The sequence below is a fragment of the Streptomyces sp. SudanB182_2057 genome, from assembly GCF_964272715.1.
GTDB classification, from domain to species: Bacteria; Actinomycetota; Actinomycetes; order Streptomycetales; family Streptomycetaceae; genus Streptomyces; species Streptomyces rubradiris.
This window is the reverse complement of record NZ_OZ186798.1, coordinates 4,338,186-4,356,505: the sequence shown is the minus strand read 5'-3', so window position 1 is coordinate 4,356,505 and position 18,320 is coordinate 4,338,186. Positions and strand designations below refer to the sequence as shown.

Annotated in this window: 19 protein-coding genes; 10 read left to right on the top strand and 9 right to left on the bottom strand. The window is 70.2% G+C overall.

From position 1 onward, the window contains the following. Window positions 1–3: 3 nt before the first annotated feature. On the bottom strand, window positions 4–1,512 hold the full coding sequence (locus ACSURM_RS18995) for a cytochrome ubiquinol oxidase subunit I (RefSeq protein ID WP_359041284.1): 1,509 nt from the start codon (window positions 1,510–1,512) through the stop codon (window positions 4–6). A 209-nt stretch (window positions 1,513–1,721) separates the two neighbouring features. Between ACSURM_RS18995 and ACSURM_RS18990 the strand changes: the two genes are divergently transcribed. Beyond that, window positions 1,722–2,099 carry a cyclophilin-like fold protein gene (locus tag ACSURM_RS18990; protein WP_436956520.1) on the top strand — a complete coding sequence of 126 codons (378 nt, stop codon included), beginning with the start codon at window positions 1,722–1,724 and terminating at the stop codon, window positions 2,097–2,099. Window positions 2,100–2,184: 85 nt separating this feature from the next. On the opposite strand, the gene hisC is transcribed toward ACSURM_RS18990, so the two are convergent. Further along, entirely contained in the window at window positions 2,185–3,264 is a 1,080-nt protein-coding gene (hisC, locus tag ACSURM_RS18985; protein WP_436956519.1) for a histidinol-phosphate transaminase, read from the bottom strand. Window positions 3,265–3,719: 455 nt separating this feature from the next. Between hisC and ACSURM_RS18980 the strand changes: the two genes are divergently transcribed. Next, window positions 3,720–4,832: a LacI family DNA-binding transcriptional regulator gene (locus ACSURM_RS18980; protein ID WP_359041280.1), complete on the top strand. Its 1,113-nt coding sequence runs from the start codon at window positions 3,720–3,722 to the stop codon at window positions 4,830–4,832. Between the two features lie 307 nt (window positions 4,833–5,139). Beyond that, the gene (locus tag ACSURM_RS18975; RefSeq protein WP_436956518.1) at window positions 5,140–6,219 is read left to right on the top strand and encodes a metallophosphoesterase; all 1,080 of its coding nucleotides are present in this window, start codon (window positions 5,140–5,142) and stop codon (window positions 6,217–6,219) included. Window positions 6,220–6,343: 124 nt separating this feature from the next. Here ACSURM_RS18975 and thiC read toward each other — a convergent pair whose 3' ends face one another. Further along, window positions 6,344–8,128, bottom strand: coding sequence for a phosphomethylpyrimidine synthase ThiC (gene thiC, locus ACSURM_RS18970; protein WP_436956516.1), 1,785 nt, complete (start codon window positions 8,126–8,128; stop codon window positions 6,344–6,346). Between the two features lie 251 nt (window positions 8,129–8,379). Between thiC and ACSURM_RS18965 the strand changes: the two genes are divergently transcribed. Next, window positions 8,380–9,810: a YibE/F family protein gene (locus ACSURM_RS18965; protein ID WP_436961137.1), complete on the top strand. Its 1,431-nt coding sequence runs from the start codon at window positions 8,380–8,382 to the stop codon at window positions 9,808–9,810. A gap of 127 nt (window positions 9,811–9,937) precedes the next feature. On the opposite strand, the gene ACSURM_RS18960 is transcribed toward ACSURM_RS18965, so the two are convergent. The 4 genes from ACSURM_RS18960 to ACSURM_RS18945 form a co-directional block, all read right to left on the bottom strand. Next, window positions 9,938–10,375 carry an SsgA family sporulation/cell division regulator gene (locus ACSURM_RS18960; RefSeq protein WP_189994866.1) on the bottom strand — a complete coding sequence of 146 codons (438 nt, stop codon included), beginning with the start codon at window positions 10,373–10,375 and terminating at the stop codon, window positions 9,938–9,940. Window positions 10,376–10,474: 99 nt separating this feature from the next. Then, a complete protein-coding gene (locus ACSURM_RS18955; protein ID WP_436961136.1) occupies window positions 10,475–11,209 on the bottom strand; it encodes an IclR family transcriptional regulator in 735 nt (244 codons plus the stop codon). Window positions 11,210–11,628: 419 nt separating this feature from the next. After that, window positions 11,629–11,841: a DUF5326 family protein gene (locus tag ACSURM_RS18950; RefSeq protein ID WP_189994868.1), complete on the bottom strand. Its 213-nt coding sequence runs from the start codon at window positions 11,839–11,841 to the stop codon at window positions 11,629–11,631. Window positions 11,842–11,974: 133 nt separating this feature from the next. Then, window positions 11,975–12,292, bottom strand: coding sequence for a cupin domain-containing protein (locus ACSURM_RS18945; RefSeq protein ID WP_362187332.1), 318 nt, complete (start codon window positions 12,290–12,292; stop codon window positions 11,975–11,977). A gap of 102 nt (window positions 12,293–12,394) precedes the next feature. On the opposite strand from ACSURM_RS18945, the gene ACSURM_RS18940 reads away from it, so the two are divergent. The 5 genes from ACSURM_RS18940 (at window position 12,395) to ACSURM_RS18920 (ending at window position 16,118) form a co-directional block, all read left to right on the top strand. Further along, entirely contained in the window at window positions 12,395–12,772 is a 378-nt protein-coding gene (locus ACSURM_RS18940; RefSeq protein ID WP_289966020.1) for a phage holin family protein, read from the top strand. A 7-nt stretch (window positions 12,773–12,779) separates the two neighbouring features. After that, entirely contained in the window at window positions 12,780–13,271 is a 492-nt protein-coding gene (locus ACSURM_RS18935) for a low molecular weight protein-tyrosine-phosphatase (protein WP_436956514.1), read from the top strand. Beyond that, on the top strand, window positions 13,268–14,416 hold the full coding sequence (locus ACSURM_RS18930; protein WP_436956513.1) for a cystathionine gamma-lyase: 1,149 nt from the start codon (window positions 13,268–13,270) through the stop codon (window positions 14,414–14,416). Before ACSURM_RS18935 ends, ACSURM_RS18930 begins: the two co-directional genes overlap by 4 nt. Window positions 14,417–14,642: 226 nt before the next feature. Continuing rightward, complete coding sequence (locus tag ACSURM_RS18925) at window positions 14,643–15,548, top strand: LysR family transcriptional regulator (protein ID WP_436956511.1); 906 nt, start codon at window positions 14,643–14,645, stop codon at window positions 15,546–15,548. An 87-nt stretch (window positions 15,549–15,635) separates the two neighbouring features. Further along, window positions 15,636–16,118, top strand: a complete 483-nt coding sequence (locus ACSURM_RS18920; RefSeq protein ID WP_184967877.1) for an NUDIX domain-containing protein — start codon at window positions 15,636–15,638, stop codon at window positions 16,116–16,118. A gap of 54 nt (window positions 16,119–16,172) precedes the next feature. On the opposite strand, the gene ACSURM_RS18915 is transcribed toward ACSURM_RS18920, so the two are convergent. Beyond that, a complete protein-coding gene (locus ACSURM_RS18915) occupies window positions 16,173–16,805 on the bottom strand; it encodes an HAD family hydrolase (protein WP_436956509.1) in 633 nt (210 codons plus the stop codon). A gap of 153 nt (window positions 16,806–16,958) precedes the next feature. Here ACSURM_RS18915 and ACSURM_RS18910 point away from each other — a divergent pair, with 153 nt between their 5' ends. Continuing rightward, window positions 16,959–17,825 (top strand): GNAT family N-acetyltransferase, encoded by an 867-nt coding sequence (locus tag ACSURM_RS18910; protein ID WP_436956508.1) that lies wholly within the window; start codon window positions 16,959–16,961, stop codon window positions 17,823–17,825. Between the two features lie 71 nt (window positions 17,826–17,896). Here ACSURM_RS18910 and ACSURM_RS18905 read toward each other — a convergent pair whose 3' ends face one another. Further along, window positions 17,897–18,316 carry a GlcG/HbpS family heme-binding protein gene (locus ACSURM_RS18905; RefSeq protein ID WP_436956506.1) on the bottom strand — a complete coding sequence of 140 codons (420 nt, stop codon included), beginning with the start codon at window positions 18,314–18,316 and terminating at the stop codon, window positions 17,897–17,899. Window positions 18,317–18,320 lie beyond the last annotated feature (4 nt).

The following is an 18,320-nucleotide window of genomic DNA, read 5'->3' as shown; positions in this document are numbered from 1 at the left end:
GGCCTAGTACGAGAAGGCCATCGGCTTGTCGGCGTCACGGGTGTCGCCGCCGATCTTCGTGGGCGGGTTGAGGTCGGCCTCGGTGAGTTCGGGCGGGCCGGCCTTGATGTACTTCGCGAGCAGCTTGACCTCCACCACGGCGAGGATCGCGTACAGCGCGGTGAAGACAGCCATCGAGGTGATGACCTCGCCCTGGGAGACACCGGGGGAGACCGCGTCCCGGGTCCGGAGGACGCCGTAGACGACCCACGGCTGGCGGCCCATCTCGGTGAAGATCCAGCCCCAGGAGTTCGCGATCAGCGGGAAGGCCATCGTCCAGGTCGCGATGCGCCAGTACCAGGGGGTGAGCTGCGGACCGAGCGCCTGGTTCTTGAACAGCACCAGGTGCGGCACCTCGTCCTCGCCGACCCTGAGGTGCTGCGGCAGCATGAACTTCTTGCGGGTCAGCCACAGTCCGGCCAGCCCGATGGCGAAGGAGGCCATGCCGAAGCCGATCATCCAGCGGAAGCCCCAGAAGGTCACCGGGATGTTGGGCCGGTAGTCACCGGGCCCGAACTTCTGCTGCTCGGACTTGTTGACGTCGTTGATGCCGGGGACGTACGAGGTGAAGTTGTCGTCGGCGAGGAAGGAGAGCAGGCCCGGGATCTCGATGGCCACGCTGTTGTGGCCCTTCTCCACGTCGCCGTAGGCGAAGATCGAGAACGGCGCCGGCTTCTGGCCGTCCCACAGGGCCTCGGCGGCGGCCATCTTCATCGGCTGCTGCTTGAACATCACCTTGCCGAGGGTGTCGCCACTGATCGCGGTGAGCAGACCGGCGATGACCACGGTGATCAGACCGAGCCGCAGCGAGGTCTTCATCTCGCGGATGTGCTTCTTGCGCGCCAGGTGGTAGGCGGATATGCCCACCATGAAGGCGCCGCCGGTCAGGAAGGCCGCCGAGAGCGTGTGGAAGGCCTGGGTGAGGGCGGTGTTCTGGGTCAGCACGGCCCAGAAGTCGGTCAGCTCGGCTCGGCCCCTGGCCTTGTCGATCTTGTATCCGACCGGGTGCTGCATCCAGGAGTTGGCCGCGAGGATGAAGTACGCCGACAGGATCGTGCCGATCGAGACCATCCAGATGCAGGCCAGGTGGATCTTCTTCGGCAGCTTGTCCCAGCCGAAGATCCACAGACCGATGAACGTGGACTCGAAGAAGAACGCGATCAGCGCCTCGAAGGCGAGCGGGGCGCCGAAGATGTCACCGACGAAGCGCGAGTAGTCCGACCAGTTCATGCCGAACTGGAACTCCTGCACGATGCCGGTGACCACGCCCATGGCGATGTTGATCAGGAAGAGCTTGCCCCAGAACTTGGTCGCCCTGAGGTACTTCTCCTTCTCCGTGCGCACCCAGGCCGTCTGCAGCCCGGCCGTGAGAGCGGCCAGGGAGATCGTCAACGGAACGAACAGGAAGTGGTAGACGGTGGTGATGCCGAACTGCCAGCGCGCCAGTGTTTCCGGCGCCAAAGCCAGGTCCACGTCGTCACTCTCCTTACTACGGCGTGGTCAGCGGCGGTTTGCCCCTGTTTGTTGCCCTCATACAGGAGCAAACGGGACGCGCTTGTGAACGCGTTCACATTCACAAGCCATTATGACGCACTGATTTTCAGCCGAACCAGGGGGGTCCCCCCATCGCCGTGACGTCAGGACCTTGGCAGTGACTTCAACATCTTGTTGAATTGCCCGCCATGCAGATACGCATTTCCTGGCCTGCGGGCAGCACCACCGCGAGCCTCGACGCAAGCACCCCGACCGCGCAGGCCCTCGCCAAGGCACTGCCCCTCGCGTCGATCGCGAGCACATGGGGTGAGGAGGTGTATTTCGACACAGGCGTCTCCGTTTCACGTGAAACGGACGCCCGTCAGGTCGTGGAGCCGGGCACGGTGGCCTTCTGGACGGAGGGCAACGCCCTCGCCCTCCCCTACGGACCCACGCCGATCTCGCACGACGGGGAATGCCGCCTCGCGAGCCCGTGCAACATCCTCGGCAGCCTGGACGGGGACGCCGGCCTCCTGGCGACCGTACGAGCCGGCGACCCCATCCGTCTGGAACTGATCGAGGACTGATCCCGCCACGGGATCACAGTTCCTCGCGGCGCTCCCGCGCCACCAGGGAGCCACAGCTCCCACGGCACCGGGCGCTACCGCCGAGTCACCGCTCCTTGTGGAACGCCTCCGCCACCTTCAGGAAGATGTCGTTCGCCTCGGTCTCGCCGACCGTCACCCGCACACCCTCGCCCGGGAACGGCCGGACCACCACTCCGTGCTCCTCACAGGCCTGCGCGAACGCGACGGTTCGCTCCCCCAGCCGCAGCCACACGAAGTTGGCCTGCGTCTCCGGGACCGTCCAGCCCTGGCCCCGCAGCGCGTCGACCACGCGCGTGCGCTCACACACCAGCGAGCCGACCCGGCCCAGCAACTCGTCCTCGGCCCGCAGCGAGGCGATCGCCGCCTCCTGCGCGAGCTGGCTCACCCCGAACGGCACCGCCGTCTTGCGCAGGGCCGCCGCCACCGGCTCATGGGCGATCGCGAAACCGATGCGCAGCCCGGCCAGCCCGTAGGCCTTGGAGAAGGTCCGCAGTACACAGACGTTGGGCCGATCCCGGTACAGCTCCACGCCGTCGGGCACCTCGGGGTCACGGATGAACTCCCGGTATGCCTCGTCCAGCACCACCAGCACATCCCCGGGCACCCGGTCGAGGAACCGTTCCAGCTCGGCCCGCCGCACCACCGTGCCGGTCGGGTTGTTGGGGTTGCACACGAAGATCAGCCGCGTCCGGTCGGTGATCGCGTCCGCCATCGCGTCCAGGTCGTGCACATCACCCGGCGTCAACGGCACCTGAACCGGTCGGGCGCCGCTGATCCGCGTGATGATCGGGTACGCCTCGAAGGACCGCCAGGCGTAGATCACCTCGTCACCGGGACCGCTGGTGGCCTGGATCAGCTGCTGGGCGACCCCCACCGAGCCGGTACCGGTCGCCAGGTGGGACAGCGGCACACCGAAGCGGTCGGACAGCTCGTTCATCAGCCCGGTGCAGGCCATGTCCGGGTAGCGGTTGAAGTCGCAGGCCGCGGCGGTCACGGTCTCCAGCACACCCGGCAGCGGCGGGTAGGGATTCTCGTTCGAGGACAGCTTGTAGGCGACCGGACCGTCGGCCGCGGCCGGCTTGCCCGGCTTGTAGGTGGGGATACCCTCCAGCTCGGCGCGCAGCTTGGGGCTTGTCTCGCTCACCGCAGTCCTCCTCGCGACCACCGGCGGACCGTCGACGCCGCCGGCTTCCAATACTCCTCACCTTAAGAGGATTCGGCCCGGCTGAGTACAGGCACGGCGTCGCCGGTCCCGGTGGCCCCCGGCCCGGGGAAGGCGCGGATCGCGCGGCCGGCGTCGGCATCGGGGGCATCACCACGCGAAGGCGTGCGTTTCGGGGGGCGCGCCGGACATATATCTATGCGCCGGTGGCTTGCGCCCTGGCGCGCGTCGCCCGTGCAGGTGAGTTGAGACCTCTTCGAAACATCGGGCGCTTGGCAGGTCCGTACGCCTCGGCAAGTCGCGTCCTACCCTGGAAACGCCGAACGACCTTTGTTTCTCAGGCACTTGATGCCCTTCGCCCATGCAGAAACGTGCCTCCCGAGGTGTGCATATGCGGCCGCACCACCCCACCGCGTGAGCCCTACTATCGGCTCGCCATGACAGCAGCAGGGAAGCACCAGGTGAGCCGCGCGGAAACCTCACGTCGAGGCAGTCGGCCGGGCCGGGCGGGCATCAGAGACGTCGCCGCCGCCGCCGGGGTCTCCATCACGACCGTGTCCGACGCCCTCAACGGCAAGGGCCGGCTCCCGGATGCCACCCGGCGCCACGTCCGCGAGGTCGCCGACCGCCTCGGGTACCGGCCCTCGGCCGCCGCCCGGACCCTCCGTACGGGCAAGTCGGGCCTGATCGGCCTGACCGTGACGACCTACGGGGATGAACCTTTCACCTTCACGGAGTTCGCATACTTCGCGGAGATGGCCCGGGCCGCCACCTCGGCCGCGCTCGCCCGCGGCTACGCCCTGGTCATCCTGCCCGCGACCTCCCGCCACGACGTCTGGTCCAACGTGGCCCTGGACGGCACGGTCGTCATCGACCCCTCCGACCAGGACCCCGTCGTCAGCGAGCTCGTCCGGCAAGGGCTGCCGGTCGTCTCCGACGGCCGCCCGGCCGGCGCCCTCCCCGTCACCGCCTGGGTCGACAACGACCACGAGGCCGCCGTACTCGGCATCCTCGACCATCTCGCCGACGCCGGCGCCCGCCGCATCGGCCTGCTCACGGGCACCTCGACGGACACCTACACCCATCTGTCCACCACCGCCTACCTGCGCTGGTGCGAACGGGTCGGCCAGGACCCGGTCTACGAGGCGTACCCGGCGCACGACCCGTGCGCGGGTGCCGTCGCCGCCGACCGGCTGCTCGCCCGCCCCGACCGGCCCGACGCGGTCTACGGGCTGTTCGACCCCAACGGCACCGATCTGCTCGCCGCCGCCCGCCGTTACGGCCTGCGCGTCCCCGACGACCTGCTGCTGGTGTGCTGCAGCGAGTCGGCCATGTACGCCAGCACCGAGCCGCCCGTCACCACGCTGTCGCTGAAGCCACGCCGCATCGGCACCGCCGTCGTCCAACTCCTCATCGACGCGATCGAAGGCGTCGAGTCCGAGCAGCCGGTCGAGCAGGTGATACCGACCGAGCTGATCGTGCGCACCTCCTCCCAGCGGCGGTCCCCGCGCACGACGGTCAGCCCGCCGCGCACCCCGGACGACCGGTAGCGGCCCGGACACCCGGCGCGGTACGGGGCGCGGCGGACGCGCCGCGGGGCCCGGCGGACGCGGCACGGGGCGCGTCCGGCGCGGCACGAGAACCGGTCGGCCGGAGGACCGATCGGTCGACAGCCGATCGAACATCTGCCCAAACAGGGCGAAAGCCGCGGTGAACCGGAGTCTTGTTCCGATTCACCACCCCTGGGTCATCACACGGCGCGACGCGCATTCCTATGATGGGCCCCACGACACCGCGGACCGCTGCGACCAGGCAGTCCGAAGCGGTGCAGATGCGGCGCGATGGTGGAGGGGTCTGATGACTCAGGGGGCCGGTCAGGGACCCGAGGCGGAGCGGACGGCGACGCTGCGCGACTTCCGGGTACCCGCATACGTGCACGAGACCGGTCCGTACCCCGGTGGCGCCCACCCCGGCAACGCCGTCCCGGCCGGCGACGAGGCGTACCCCGAGGGCTACACCCCCACCCAGCGCGACCTGCCGGTCATCAACCGCGGTGACACCCTTCAGCTCCCCGTCGAGCCGGTCCCCGCTCCGCCGGCCCCGCAGCCCGCGACCGGGCCCGGGCCGCTCTACGTCGTCGGTGACGTGCACGGCTACCTGGACGAGCTGGTGGCCGCCCTGCAGGAGCAGGGCCTGATCGACGCCTCGGGCCAGTGGTGCGCCGGTACCACCCGGCTGTGGTTCCTCGGCGACTTCACCGACCGCGGCCCGGACGGCATCGGCGTCATCGACCTGGTCATGCGGCTGTCCGCCGAGGCCGCCGCGGCAGGCGGCTACTGCAAGGCCCTCATGGGCAACCACGAACTGCTGCTGCTCGGCGCCAAGCGGTTCGGCGACACCCCCGTCAACTCCGGCGCGGGAACCGCCACCTTCCAGGCGGCCTGGCTGCTCAACGGCGGCCAGAAGACCGACATGGACCGCCTCCAGGACCACCATCTGCAGTGGATGGCCCGCCTGGATGCCGTGGAGGTGGTCGACGGCTATCTGCTCGTCCACTCCGACACCACCGCCTACCTCGACTACGGCGACTCCATCGAGGCGGTCAACGACACCGTCCGCGAGACCCTGACCCGTAACGACGCCGACGAGGTCTGGGACCTGTTCCGCAAGTTCACCAAGCGCTTCTCCTTCAGGGACGAGGGCGGCGCCGACGCCGTGCGCACCCTCCTCGACACGTACGGCGGCACCCGCGTCGTTCACGGGCACAGCCCCATCCCCTACCTCCTGGGCGAGGTCGGCTCCGAGGACGGCGAGGAGAGCACCGGCCCGGTCGTCGAGGGACCGCACGTGTACGCCGACGGGCTCGCCATCGCCATGGACGGCGGAGTGACCATGGCCGGAAAGCTGCTGGTACAGCAACTCCCGCTGGACGACTGAGCGTTCCCCGGTCAGCCCTCCTCCGGACCGCGTGCGGACAGTCCGGAGGGCGACGTCCGGCAATCCCCCGTCATCGCGCACCGCGCACGGCTGAGCCGGCGCGGTGCGCTCACCGTGGGCCGGTTCAGTCGGCGATGGGCAGGTACACCCGGTTGCCGGCCGCCGCGAACTCCTGCGACTTCTGGGCCATGCCCGCCTCGATCTCGGCCCGGCTGCCTCCGTGCTCCCGCCGGATGTCCTGCGAGATCTTCATGCTGCAGAACTTCGGACCGCACATGGAACAGAAGTGGGCCGTCTTGGCGGGCTCGGCCGGCAGGGTCTCGTCGTGGAACTCCCGTGCCGTGTCGGGGTCCAGCGCGAGGTTGAACTGGTCCTCCCACCGGAACTCGAAACGGGCGTCGGACAGCGCGTCGTCCCACTCCTGCGCCCCGGGATGCCCCTTGGCGAGGTCCGCCGCGTGTGCGGCGATCTTGTAGGTGATGACGCCGGTCTTGACGTCGTCCCGGTTGGGCAGGCCCAGGTGCTCCTTGGGCGTGACGTAGCAGAGCATCGCCGTGCCCCACCAGGCGATCATCGCGGCGCCGATGCCGGAGGTGATGTGGTCGTACGCCGGAGCGACGTCCGTGGTCAGCGGGCCGAGCGTATAGAACGGAGCCTCATCACAGATCTCCTGCTGAAGGTCGATGTTCTCCTTGATCTTGTGCATCGGGACGTGCCCGGGGCCCTCGATCATGGTCTGTACACCGAAACGCCTGGCGATCCGGTTGAGTTCCCCGAGCGTCCGCAGCTCCGCGAACTGCGCCTCGTCGTTGGCGTCGGCGATGGAACCGGGCCGCAGGCCGTCACCCAGCGAGTACGTGACGTCGTAGGCGGCGAGGATCTCGCACAGTTCCTCGAAGTTCTCGTACAGGAACGATTCCTTGTGGTGCGCCAGGCACCACGCGGCCATGATGGAGCCGCCGCGCGAGACGATGCCGGTCTTGCGGTTGGCGGTGAGCGGAACGTACGGCAGCCGGACGCCCGCGTGGACCGTCATGTAGTCCACGCCCTGCTCGGCCTGCTCGATGACGGTGTCCTTGTAGATCTCCCAGGTCAGTTCCTCGGCCCTGCCGTCGACCTTCTCCAGCGCCTGGTAGAGCGGCACCGTGCCGATGGGAACGGGGGAGTTGCGCAGCACCCACTCGCGGGTGGTGTGGATGTTGCGGCCGGTGGACAGGTCCATGACCGTGTCGGCGCCCCAGCGGGTCGCCCAGGTCATCTTCTCGACCTCCTCCTCGATGGAGGATGTCACCGCCGAGTTGCCGATGTTGGCGTTCACCTTCACCAGGAACCGCTTGCCGATGATCATCGGCTCGATCTCCGGGTGGTTGACGTTGGCCGGCAGCACGGCTCGGCCCGCAGCGATCTCCTCGCGGACCACCTCGGGCGACACGTTCTCCCGGAGCGCCACGAACTCCATCTCCGGGGTGATCTCGCCCCGGCGGGCGTACGCGAGCTGCGTCACCGCCTGACCGGCGCGCCCCCGCCGCGGCTGGCGCGGGCGGCCGGGAAAGACCGCGTCCAGGTTGCGCAGCCCGCCGCGCGGCGAGGTGTGCTTGATCCCGTCGTCCTCGGGACGGACGGGCCGGCCCGCGTACTCCTCGGTGTCGCCGCGGGCGATGATCCAGTTCTCCCGCAGCGGCGGCAGGCCCCTGCGGACGTCCGTTTCGACGAGTGGATCGGTGTACGGGCCGGATGTGTCGTACAGCGTGACCGACTGCCCGTTGGTGAGATGCACCTGACGGACCGGCACCCGGAGGTCGGGGCGCGAGCCCTCGACATACGCCTTGTGCCAGCCGATGGACTTCCCGGCCTCCGTGGACTTCTCGTCCTGGGCGGAGGCAGGCGTGCGTGCGTCCTTGTTGGTCATGAGACCTACTCCCTACGCCGGCATTACCCGGTAACAGGTTCGGCGGTCGACGCAGCGGTTTCCGTCGGCCGACGTTTCCTGCGGAACATCGCTCGTTCCACGTGAAACATCGCATCCACGGAGGTCAGCGCCCTCTCAGCCCGGTGCTCCGAGCTCCCGCGTGTGCAAAGGTGCCTCCACGCTAGCGCCATGTAGGGCGCGGTGAACAGTGGGCCCCCCTGCGTTCTTGGGATGATCGGGCGGTGACCAGCATGGAGCAGTACCCCTACCAGCCGCCCGAGCCGCACCGCCGAGAAGGCGCGGAACAGGGCACCGGGCACGGTCACGAGGCCGCCGAGACCGCCCATGGAGCCGCTTCCGGGCACGGACACGCGCACGGCCACAGCCACAGCCACGGCCCCGCCGCTCCCGTATCCCAGCACCTGCGCAAGGTCATCGCGGCGGTCCTGGTCCCCTTCACCGCGGCGGTCCTGGTCGGCCTCGTGGTGCTCTGGCCCGGACAGGCCCCGGCCCACAAGCGCACCGGCGTCGGCTTCGACCGGCAGACCCAGCAGGCCACGGTCACCCGCGTCGTGGAGCTGAGCTGTGCGTCGGCGAACGCCTCCGGCGTGCCCCCGACCGGGGACACCTCCACGGCCGAGGGCAGTTCGGCGCAGCAGCAGGCCGATGGCACCTGCAAGAAGGCCACCATCCGGGTCGACACCGGCAAGGACAAGGGCCGTACCTTCACCGAGATCGTGCAGCCGGACCAGTCGCGCCAGCTCCACCAGGACGAGAAGGTCGTCGTCGCCTACGAGCCCTCGGCACCGAAGGACCTGCAGTACGCGGTGACCGATGTGAACCGGAAGTTCCCCATGACGCTGCTGGCGGGGGTGTTCGCGGTGGCCGTGGTGCTGGTGGGCCGGCTGCGCGGTGTCATGGCGCTGGTCGCACTGGCCGTCAGCTTCCTGGTGCTGACGCTGTTCATCCTGCCGGCGATCCTCGAGGGCTCGAACCCGTTGCTGGTGGCCGTGGTCGGGTCGAGCGCCATCATGCTGATCGCCCTGTACCTGTGTCACGGACTGTCGGCCCGTACCTCGGTGGCGGTACTCGGCACGCTGATATCGCTGGGGCTGATCGGTGTGCTCGGCTCGCTGTTCATCGGCTGGGCCGCGCTGACCGGCAACACGGACGACAACACCGGTCTGATTCACGGCCTGTATCCGTCGATCGACATGAGCGGTCTGCTGCTGGCCGGGGTCATCATCGGTTCGCTCGGCGTCCTGGACGATGTGACGGTCACCCAGACCTCGGCCGTCTGGGAGCTGCACGAGGCCAACCCGTCGATGGGCTGGCGCGGGTTGTACCGGGCGGGCATCCGGATCGGCCGTGACCACATCGCGTCCGTGGTCAACACCCTGGTGCTCGCCTACGCCGGTGCCGCGCTGCCATTGCTGCTGCTGTTCTCGATCGCGCAGAGCAGCGTCGGGACCGTGGCCAACAGCGAGCTGGTGGCCGAGGAGATCGTGCGCACACTGGTGGGCTCCATCGGTCTGGTCGCCTCGGTCCCGGTCACCACGGCGCTGGCCGCGCTGGTGGTGTCGGCCGACCGCACCGCCCCGGGCGCCGGGGTGGCCGGGGCATCCGCCGAGGCCCGGCCCGCGCCGGCGCGCGGCGGCCGGGGCCGGCGCCGGAAGCGGTGAGCGCCGACGGTCCCGGCTCCGGCTCCGGCTCCGGCGATGAGCGTCGCCGGAACCGGCACCCGGCGTGCAGAAGCGTTCCTGCGGCACACCGCGCGAGACCGGCGGGGCGCCCCCTTGCCGTAACGCCTCAGCCGGCGCTCTGCTCCTCGGCCAGGATGCGGTCCAGGGCCTCGTCCAGATGCGCGTCGAAATCGGCCAGGGCGCCCTCCTGGCCGAGCGGCACCAACTTGTCCGTGCGGTCGAGGAAGGCCACGAGCGGGGGTGCCGACGAGCGGAAGACGGCGTGGTCGCCGCCGACCTGAAGGCGGATCAGCACCTCGCCCAGCACCTCGGAATCGGCGGGGGAGATGCGCACGTCTCCCTCCCCGCACGGACGGCCGACCCCGTCGACCAGCAGCTCGCGCCCGAAGGCCCAGGTCACCGGCGCGTCACCGGGCAGATGAAAGGTGAGCCGCACGGCATAGGGATCACTGGTCTCGTAGCGCAACTCCACCGGGATGCGGAAGGAGAGCTCCTCCGACACGAGAAAGCTCATCATGACTTCTGCCTGTACGGACTCGCGCATTGACTACCCCGTCATATGACGTCGACTGGCCGGGATCGATCCCTCTGACCGTGCTCAAATCTTGCTGAAAGTACACAGTGGATTACAAGGAGTGAGTTTTCAGATACTGATAGAGAGTGTGAGCGACCCCAGGTGACGCCCGATCTCCGTCTGCAGCCGGCGGGCGGCGGGCAGCAGCCGGTCGGCCTGGTGGGCGGGGAGCGAGATGGCCATCGTGGCCGCGGTGGCGCCGACCGTGATGGGGACCGCCGCGCAGACCGTCCCGACGGCGTACTCCTGGCGCTCCACCGTCGGTTCCATCCGGCGGGTCCGGGCCAGCCGCCGTAGCAGCGCGTCGTCGTCCCGCACGGTGTACGGCGTGAGGGGGCGGACGGGGTAGCGCGCGAGATGGTCGCGCCGCGCCTCCTCGTCCAGCTGGGAGAGCAGACACTGCCCGATGGCGTGAGCATGGCCGGTCTCGCGGAAGTCCGCCCATTCCTCGACCGCCGGTGCCTGCCGGGAGGCGGAGACGCACATGACCTCGATCTCACCGTCCCGGTAGATCGCGTAGTAGACCGGCACCCCGATGGAATCGCGCCAGTGCGCGAGCGTGTCCGCCACCATGCTGCGACGTTTCTGCTGTGCCCCGCCGCGGGCCAGGCGTTCCGCGGCGTCACCGAGGAAGAACAGCCCCTTGTCCCGGTACAGATAGCCCTCGTGCACCAGTGTGCGCAGCAGGTGGTAGGTGGTGGGCAGGGCGAGCCCGGTCTCGCGGGCGAGTTGTTTCGCGGGGGCACCGTAGGGGTGCGAGGCGACGGTCTCCAGCAGGCGCATGGCGCGCTGGACCGAGCCGATGAGCGTGGCGGCGGGCGCGGTCGTGGGCCGCGGTGCCGGCCGGCCGGCGGAGGACGGTGGCCCGCAGTCGTCCGCGGCGGGCGCCGGGCCGGGGCTGTCCGCCCTGGACGCGGACCCCTGGCCGGGGACGAGCGGGGTCGGCGGTCGCTGGAGAGGGGGTGCGCAGGGGCGCGGTGCGACGGCGGGTGCGGGGGGTGCCGCGGGTGCGGTGTCGACGATGGCCAAGGAGGTCACTCCCGAAGCGCGAGGGGGAGCCCGTGCGAGAGGAGGTGCACGGGGGTTGGCGCCGCCCACGGAGCCGGAGCCGGTGGGGGGTTCCGGACTTTAACCGTCCGCCACCGCGCCGGAACCGCTCCGGACCGAAACTTCCCTCCCCCGAGGGAACCGCCCCCGTCACCGCTGACCGATGACCGGGTGCCTCACCACCCGCTGCGCGAGGAGGAGTTGCCGGTGAACTTCCGCACGATGTAGATCAGGCCGCCGACCAGGGCGACGAAGACCAGCACCTTGAACAGCAGGCCGATCACGAACCCGACCACGCTCGCTATCAGGCCGCCGAACACGACCAGGGCGATGACCGGCACCGCGACCCACTTCACCCACCACGGCAGCCCCGCGAAGATCTCTCGCATCGCCTCGTCCTTTGCGCTCTCGTGCGTTGTCTGTCGTACGCACTCGATGCTAGGGCCGCGAAGGCCCTGGTCGGGGGCCCGGCATCCCTTGTCCTGCCCTGATCCGTCCCCTAGGGAACGCGGGGTTCCCGGCTCACGCCTCGGGCGGAGAGAACACGACGAGCACCCTGAGGTCCTCGCTGATGTGGTGGAACTTGTGCGGGACCCCGGCGGGCACGTACACGACGCTGCCCCGCGCCACCTGCGTCGTCTCCAGGCCGACCGTGAGCGAGGCCCGGCCGCTGACCACGAAGTACACCTCGTCCTGGTGGTGCGGCTTCTGCGGGTCGTGGTCGCCCGCGTCGAGGGCGTAGAGGCCGACCGACATGTTCCGCTCGCGCAGGAACTGCAGGTAGGCGCCCTCGTTGGCGGCGCGTTCCGCCTCCAGGTCATCCAGTCGGAATGCCTTCATCGCAGCTGCCGTCCTCGCTTCACTGCTCGCCGTTGTCCTGCTCCTCGCGCTCCGCCCGCCACCGCCCGGCCGGGTTCCGCCCGGTCTGCCACGATCGGACACATGAGGAATTTCCTAGTCAAGACGATCGCCAACGCGGGCGCCCTGGCGGTCGCGGTATGGGCGCTCGACAAGATCACCCTGACCGGTGACGGCACCGCCAAGAAGGCCGGCACGCTGATCGCCGTCGCGTTGATCTTCGGCCTGGTCAACTGGCTGGTCAAGCCGATCGTGAAGGTACTCACCTTCCCGTTGTTCATCCTGACCCTCGGGCTGATCACCCTGGTCGTGAACGCGCTGATGCTGCTGCTGACCTCCTGGGTGTGCGGCAAGCTCGACCTCAGCTTCCATGTGGAGGGCTTCTGGACGGCCGTGCTCGGCGGCCTGATCGTCTCCGTCGTCTCCTGGGCGCTGCATGTCGTCCTGCCCGACGAGGACTGAGCGCCCCATGACCTACCGCGTCTGTTTCGTGTGCACCGGCAACATCTGCCGCTCCCCGATGGCCGAATCCGTCTTCCACGCGCGCGTGGCGGAGGCCGGTCTGGAGGATCTGGTGGTGGTCGACAGCGCCGGCACCGGCGGCTGGCACGAAGGGGAGCCGGCCGACCCGCGCACCGTCTCGGTCCTGGAGGAACACGGCTACGGCAGCGAGCACACGGCCCGCCAGTTCCTGCCGTCGTGGTTCGCCCGGCTCGACCTCGTGATAGCCCTCGACACCGGCCACCTCCGGGCCCTGCGCCGTCTCGCGCCCACCGAGGAGGACGCCCGCAAGATCCGCCTGCTGCGGTCCTACGACCCCGCCGCCGGCCCCGACCTCGACGTGCCCGACCCGTACTACGGGGGCCGGGAAGGCTTCGAGGAGTGCCTTGAGATGGTGGAGGCGGCGAGCACCGGGCTGCTCGCCGCCGTACAGGACGAACTGGAAGGACGGGCCGCATGAGCGAGGGCACGAAGGACGAGGGCCGCACGGGCGACGGCACGCGCGCGGTACGGGCGGGACTGCCCGAGCCGGTCAAGCACGAGCCGACCCTGCCCGGCCCGGTGTTCGCGGCGCACTTCCACCTGCCCGGCGAGGTGACGGGACCGTACTCGTACGGCCGGGACGACAATCCGACCTGGACCCTGCTGGAGCGGGCCATAGGCGAGCTGGAGGCGCCGGGGCGGGAGGACGTCGAGACGCTGGTGTTCGCCTCCGGCATGGCGGCGATCTCCTCCGTGCTGTTCTCGCAGCTGCGCGCCGGTGACGCGGTCGTGCTGCCCTCCGACGGCTACCAGGTGCTGCCGCTGGTCCGCGCCCAGCTGGAGGCCTACGGCATCGAGGTGCGCACCGCGCCGACCGGCGGCGACGCCCAGCTGGAGCTGCTGGACGGGGCGCGGCTGCTGTGGATCGAGACCCCGTCGAACCCCGGGCTCGACGTCTGCGACATCCGGCGGCTGGCCGATGCGGCACACGCGCGTGGCGCGCTGGTCGCCGTGGACAACACCCTCGCCACCCCGCTCGGGCAGCGCCCGCTGGAGCTGGGCGCCGACTTCTCCGTGGCCAGCGGCACCAAGCAGCTCACCGGGCACGGTGATGTCCTGCTGGGCTACGTGGCCGGCCGCGACGCCGAGGCGATGGCCGCCGTGCGCCGCTGGCGCAAGATCGTCGGCGCGATCTCCGGGCCCATGGAGGCCTGGCTCGCGCACCGGTCCATCGCCACCCTCCAGCTGCGCGTCGACCGGCAGAACGCCACCGCCCTGGCGGTCGCCGAGGCACTGCGGCAGCGGCCCGAGGTCTCCGGTCTGCGCTACCCGGGTCTGTCCGACGACCCCTCGCACCCGGTCGCGGCACGGCAGATGCGCCGCTACGGGTGTGTCGTGTCCTTCACGCTGCCCACGCGCGCGCGTGCCGAGCGTTTTCTCTCGGCCCTGCGCCTGGTGGAGGACGCGACGAGCTTCGGCGGGGTGCGGTCCACGGCCGAGCGCCGCCGCCGCTGGGGCGGGGACGACGTGCCGGAGGGCTTCATCCGGATGTCCGTCGGCGCGGAGGACCCGGAGGACCTGGTGGCCGACATCCTGCGCGCCCTGGACGAGTCAGCCGAGTAGCCCCTTCCGCGGTGGCCGGCCGCCGGTTCCCGGACGGTCCGAGCCTCCCCCCCCTCGTGGCTCGGACCGTCTGCGGCCTGGGTGAAAGACCGCCCGGACAAGGCTAGTTGACTCTGCGTCAGTGTCCAATCACGGTAGCGACAGGGACGTATCGACATATTTATAGTTGGTGCCTGCCTGGCGGCCGGCGGAAGGGCGAGGAGGGCAGGGACAGGGAGGGCACGCCATGGATCTGGCCTTGCTCCGGACCTTCGTCACCGTGCACAGGGCTGGTTCCTTCACCCGCGCCGCCGCTCTGCTCGGCCTCTCCCAGCCGGCCGTCACCTCGCAGATCCGCACGCTGGAGCGCCAGCTCGGCAGGCCGCTCTTCCTCCGCCAGGCGCGGGGAGTGACCCCGACGACCATCGGTGACGAACTCGCCCACCGGGTCGCGCCGCATCTCGACGCCCTGGTGGAGATAGCGGAATGCGGGCTGGACGACGACTCCTCGCCCCGGACGCTGTACCTGGCCGGCCCTCCGGAGTTCACGACCGAGCGTGCGCTGCCCGCCCTCACCGGGCTGACCGGCGAGGACGGGCAGGGCTTCGCGTTGCGCGTCTCCTTCGGCACGCCGGAGGAGACGCTGGAGGGGCTGGCCTGCGGCCGGCACGACCTGGCCATCAGCACGACCCGGCCGCGCGGGGCCCTGCTGACCGCCACTCCGCTGTGTGACGAGGAGCATGTGCTGGTCGCGGCCCCGCGCTGGGCGGAGCGGGTCGGTGCGGACACCGTACGACTGAAGGGCGCGGCGGCCCTGGAAGACCTGCCCGTGATCGACGTCCACGAGTCGCTGCCGTTCGTCTCGCGCTACTGGGCTTCCGTGTTCGACTGCGCCCCGGCCGCCACGGGCACGGTGATCGTCCCGGATCTGCGGGCGGTGCTCTCCTGTGCGAGCGCCGGGGCCGGGCTGGCGGTGCTGCCCCGCTATCTGTGCGCGCATGCGCTGGAGCAGGGCACGGTCGTCACCCTGCTCGACCCGGTGGTGGCGCCGTTGCGCACGTACTTCCTGGTGGTACGCACCGGGACACTCGCCCTGCCGCATGTCGCGCGGGCCCACGGGTGGCTCCAGCGTGCAGCCACGGCCTGGTGCTGAGGCCGCCCGGGCGGGGTGCACGCACAGCGGTCGGCTCGTGGCGCTTTGCGATGTTTCACGTGGAACCAGCGGGGCCACATTTCTCCCATGACCGTCCGACCCGTGGTCAAGCGCACCGCCCGTGCCGTTCTCCTGGACGGTGACGACCTGATCCTGATCAAGCGCACCAAGCCCGGCGTCGATCCCTACTGGGTCACTCCCGGTGGCGGGGTCGAGCCCGGGGACTCGACCGTCGTGGACGCCCTGCACCGGGAGGTCTACGAGGAGCTCGGCGCCAAGATCACCGATGTGGTGCCGTGTTTCGTGGACACGGTGGAGCACATCGGTGAGGACGGCGGCGCGACCGGCGTGAAGGTGCAGCACTTCTTCGTCTGCCGGCTGGAGTCCATGGACCCGGCCCTGCGGCACGGCCCCGAGGTGGAGGAGCCGGCCGGTGAGTACGAGATCGTCCGCGTCCCGTTCACCCGCGTCGGCATCGCCTCCGTCCACCTTGTCCCCCTGTCCCTGCGCCACTACCTGGACGGCAACATCGAGGGAGTGCGGGCCATGCACGCCCCCGACCTCGGGTGAGCGGGGTCGGTGGACGGGAGCGCGGCTGCGGGCGCCGGAGAGCGTCCCTTGGGACTACTGTGCCGGTCCTACCAGTTCATAGGCTTCCCACAGGTCCAGGCCCGAATAGGAGTGGGTGGCGAGGCCGGACACGTGGGAGTCGGCGTTGACCGCCACGGACACCGGCACGGCGGCGAACAGCTCCTTGTCCGACGCCGAGTCGCCGTACGCCACGCAGTCCGCGCGGGTCACGCCGAATTCCGCGCAGAGCCGTTCCGCGATGACCACCTTGGCGGCGGCGTTGAGCACTCCGGTCGGATCGACGGGCTCGGTGAACGGTACGGCCGGGAAACGCGAGCCATGGGCCGCGTGGGCGCCCCAGTCCAGGAGGCGTTCGACGAAGAAGGAGGGCGAGAGGGACACCACCGCGCAGTATTCGCCCGCGTTCCTGATCTGCGCCCACACCTCGCGGATCCGGGCCAGCCAGGGAGCCGCCTCGAACGCGGCCCGCACATGCGCGTCGGTCAGGCCCGCCCACAGGTCGTACACCTGCGCGGCATACTCCGGCGGTCCGATCCGCCCGTCCGCGATCGCCCGCTCCAAGGCCACCGTCTCGCTCTCCAGGCCCAACTGGCGCGATATCTCCAGCGGAGCGGTGGTCCCGTGCAGCAACGTCCCGTCCATGTCGAACAGGTGAAGTCTGGTCATGACGCCGAGGCTAGTGAGGCCGCGCGATGTTTCACGTGAAACACCGCACAGCTGTCCGATGGTTGTACGGATGGCCATGAGATGGCCAAAAGCATGTGCGTCTGCATCGAAACAGGTGGACGGCGGGGGCGCCGTTCGGACAGCCTGACCTGCGTGCCAACTCCTTCCCTCGCCCATCTGCCCATCCGCCGTCTGACGCTTCGCGATCTCACCGCCTGCGCCGACCTGTCCGAAGACCGGGGGTGGCCACGTGAGGAACACAAGTGGGGCTTCCTCCTCACCGCCGGGAAGGGATACGGCATCGACGACCCCGAGGGCGGTCTGGTCGCCGCGTGCGTCGTCACGGAGTACGGCGGGTGGGGGCGGCCGGATCTCGGCGCCATCGGCATGGTCCTGGTGGCCGAGCGCCACGCCCGTCAAGGGGTCGGCCGCCATTTGATGCGGCACATCGTCTCCGTCATGGGGACCACCCCGCTGACCCTGCACGCCACCCCCTACGGCCGGCCCCTCTACGAGGAGTTGGGCTTCAAGGTGACGGGCCGGGCCGAGATGCTGAGGGGCCGCTTCACTCCCGGCGGCCGGGAGTCCGCGGTCGTCACGCGTGCCGCCACCGCGGAGGACCTCCCGGCGATCGTGCGCCTCGACGAGGAGGTGTTCGGCGCCGATCGCACGCCTCTCATCACTCGGTTGCCCGCCTTCGCCGATCAGTTGCGGGTCGCCGAGGAGGCTGGCCGGCTCATCGGCTACACCGCCGCGTGGCCCAACATGGACACCCATGTCGTCGGCCCGCTGATCGCCCGGGACACGGAGACCGCCAAGGCGCTCATCGCCTCGCTGGCGGCCCGTACCGAGCGCCCGCTGCGCACCGACATCGACGTGCGCCACGAGGAGCTGCTGGCCTGGGCGAAGGAGCGGGGGATGGCCTCGGTGGCCTTCAACGCGGTGATGACCTACGGCATCCCGGACCTGCCGGGGGACTGGACCCGGCGGTTCGCGCCCCTGACCGTCGCCGCGGGCTGACCCGCGCACGGACGTGCGCCGGCCCCGCCGCTCGGGGCGGCGGAGCCGGTGTCACGCGGTCGGCTACCGGGTCAGACGAGCGCCTCCACGGCCGCGGTGGCGAACCCGTGGTCCTGCTCCGGCGCACCGCCGCCGACACCGATGGCGCCGATCAGCCGGCCGTCCCGGTGGACGGGGACACCGCCCGCGATGAACAGCAGGGGCCGGTCGAGAGCGGTGGGCAGGGTGTGGAAGAGGCCGCCGGGCTGGACGGCGTCGACGAGGCCGGCGGTGGGCGCGTTCAGCTGGAGGGCCGTGTACGCCTTGCGGGTGCTGGTCTCACCGGAGATCAGCACGGCCCGGTCGTCCCGGCGGAAGGCGAGCAGGTGGCCGCCCGCGTCCAGGACGGTGACGCTGACGGTGACTCCGGCTTCCTCTGCCGCCCGGCGGGCCGTGGCGACGAGCAGCTCGGCGTCCTCGATGGTGAGCGGGGCGACGGCGGTGGTGCTCATGGAG

Coding starts and splice junctions, on each gene's coding strand:
- ACSURM_RS18905 (WP_436956506.1), bottom strand. CDS start 18,316: ATGAGCACCACCGCCGTCGCCCCGCTCACCATCGAGGACGCCGAGCTG.
- ACSURM_RS18975 (WP_436956518.1), top strand. CDS start 5,140: ATGACTCAGGGGGCCGGTCAGGGACCCGAGGCGGAGCGGACGGCGACG.
- ACSURM_RS18980 (WP_359041280.1), top strand. CDS start 3,720: ATGACAGCAGCAGGGAAGCACCAGGTGAGCCGCGCGGAAACCTCACGT.
- ACSURM_RS18930 (WP_436956513.1), top strand. CDS start 13,268: ATGAGCGAGGGCACGAAGGACGAGGGCCGCACGGGCGACGGCACGCGC.
- ACSURM_RS18960 (WP_189994866.1), bottom strand. CDS start 10,375: ATGCGCGAGTCCGTACAGGCAGAAGTCATGATGAGCTTTCTCGTGTCG.
- ACSURM_RS18965 (WP_436961137.1), top strand. CDS start 8,380: ATGGAGCAGTACCCCTACCAGCCGCCCGAGCCGCACCGCCGAGAAGGC.
- ACSURM_RS18990 (WP_436956520.1), top strand. CDS start 1,722: ATGCAGATACGCATTTCCTGGCCTGCGGGCAGCACCACCGCGAGCCTC.
- ACSURM_RS18920 (WP_184967877.1), top strand. CDS start 15,636: ATGACCGTCCGACCCGTGGTCAAGCGCACCGCCCGTGCCGTTCTCCTG.
- ACSURM_RS18935 (WP_436956514.1), top strand. CDS start 12,780: ATGACCTACCGCGTCTGTTTCGTGTGCACCGGCAACATCTGCCGCTCC.
- ACSURM_RS18945 (WP_362187332.1), bottom strand. CDS start 12,292: ATGAAGGCATTCCGACTGGATGACCTGGAGGCGGAACGCGCCGCCAAC.
- thiC (WP_436956516.1), bottom strand. CDS start 8,128: ATGACCAACAAGGACGCACGCACGCCTGCCTCCGCCCAGGACGAGAAG.
- ACSURM_RS18940 (WP_289966020.1), top strand. CDS start 12,395: ATGAGGAATTTCCTAGTCAAGACGATCGCCAACGCGGGCGCCCTGGCG.
- ACSURM_RS18915 (WP_436956509.1), bottom strand. CDS start 16,805: ATGACCAGACTTCACCTGTTCGACATGGACGGGACGTTGCTGCACGGG.
- ACSURM_RS18950 (WP_189994868.1), bottom strand. CDS start 11,841: ATGCGAGAGATCTTCGCGGGGCTGCCGTGGTGGGTGAAGTGGGTCGCG.
- ACSURM_RS18925 (WP_436956511.1), top strand. CDS start 14,643: ATGGATCTGGCCTTGCTCCGGACCTTCGTCACCGTGCACAGGGCTGGT.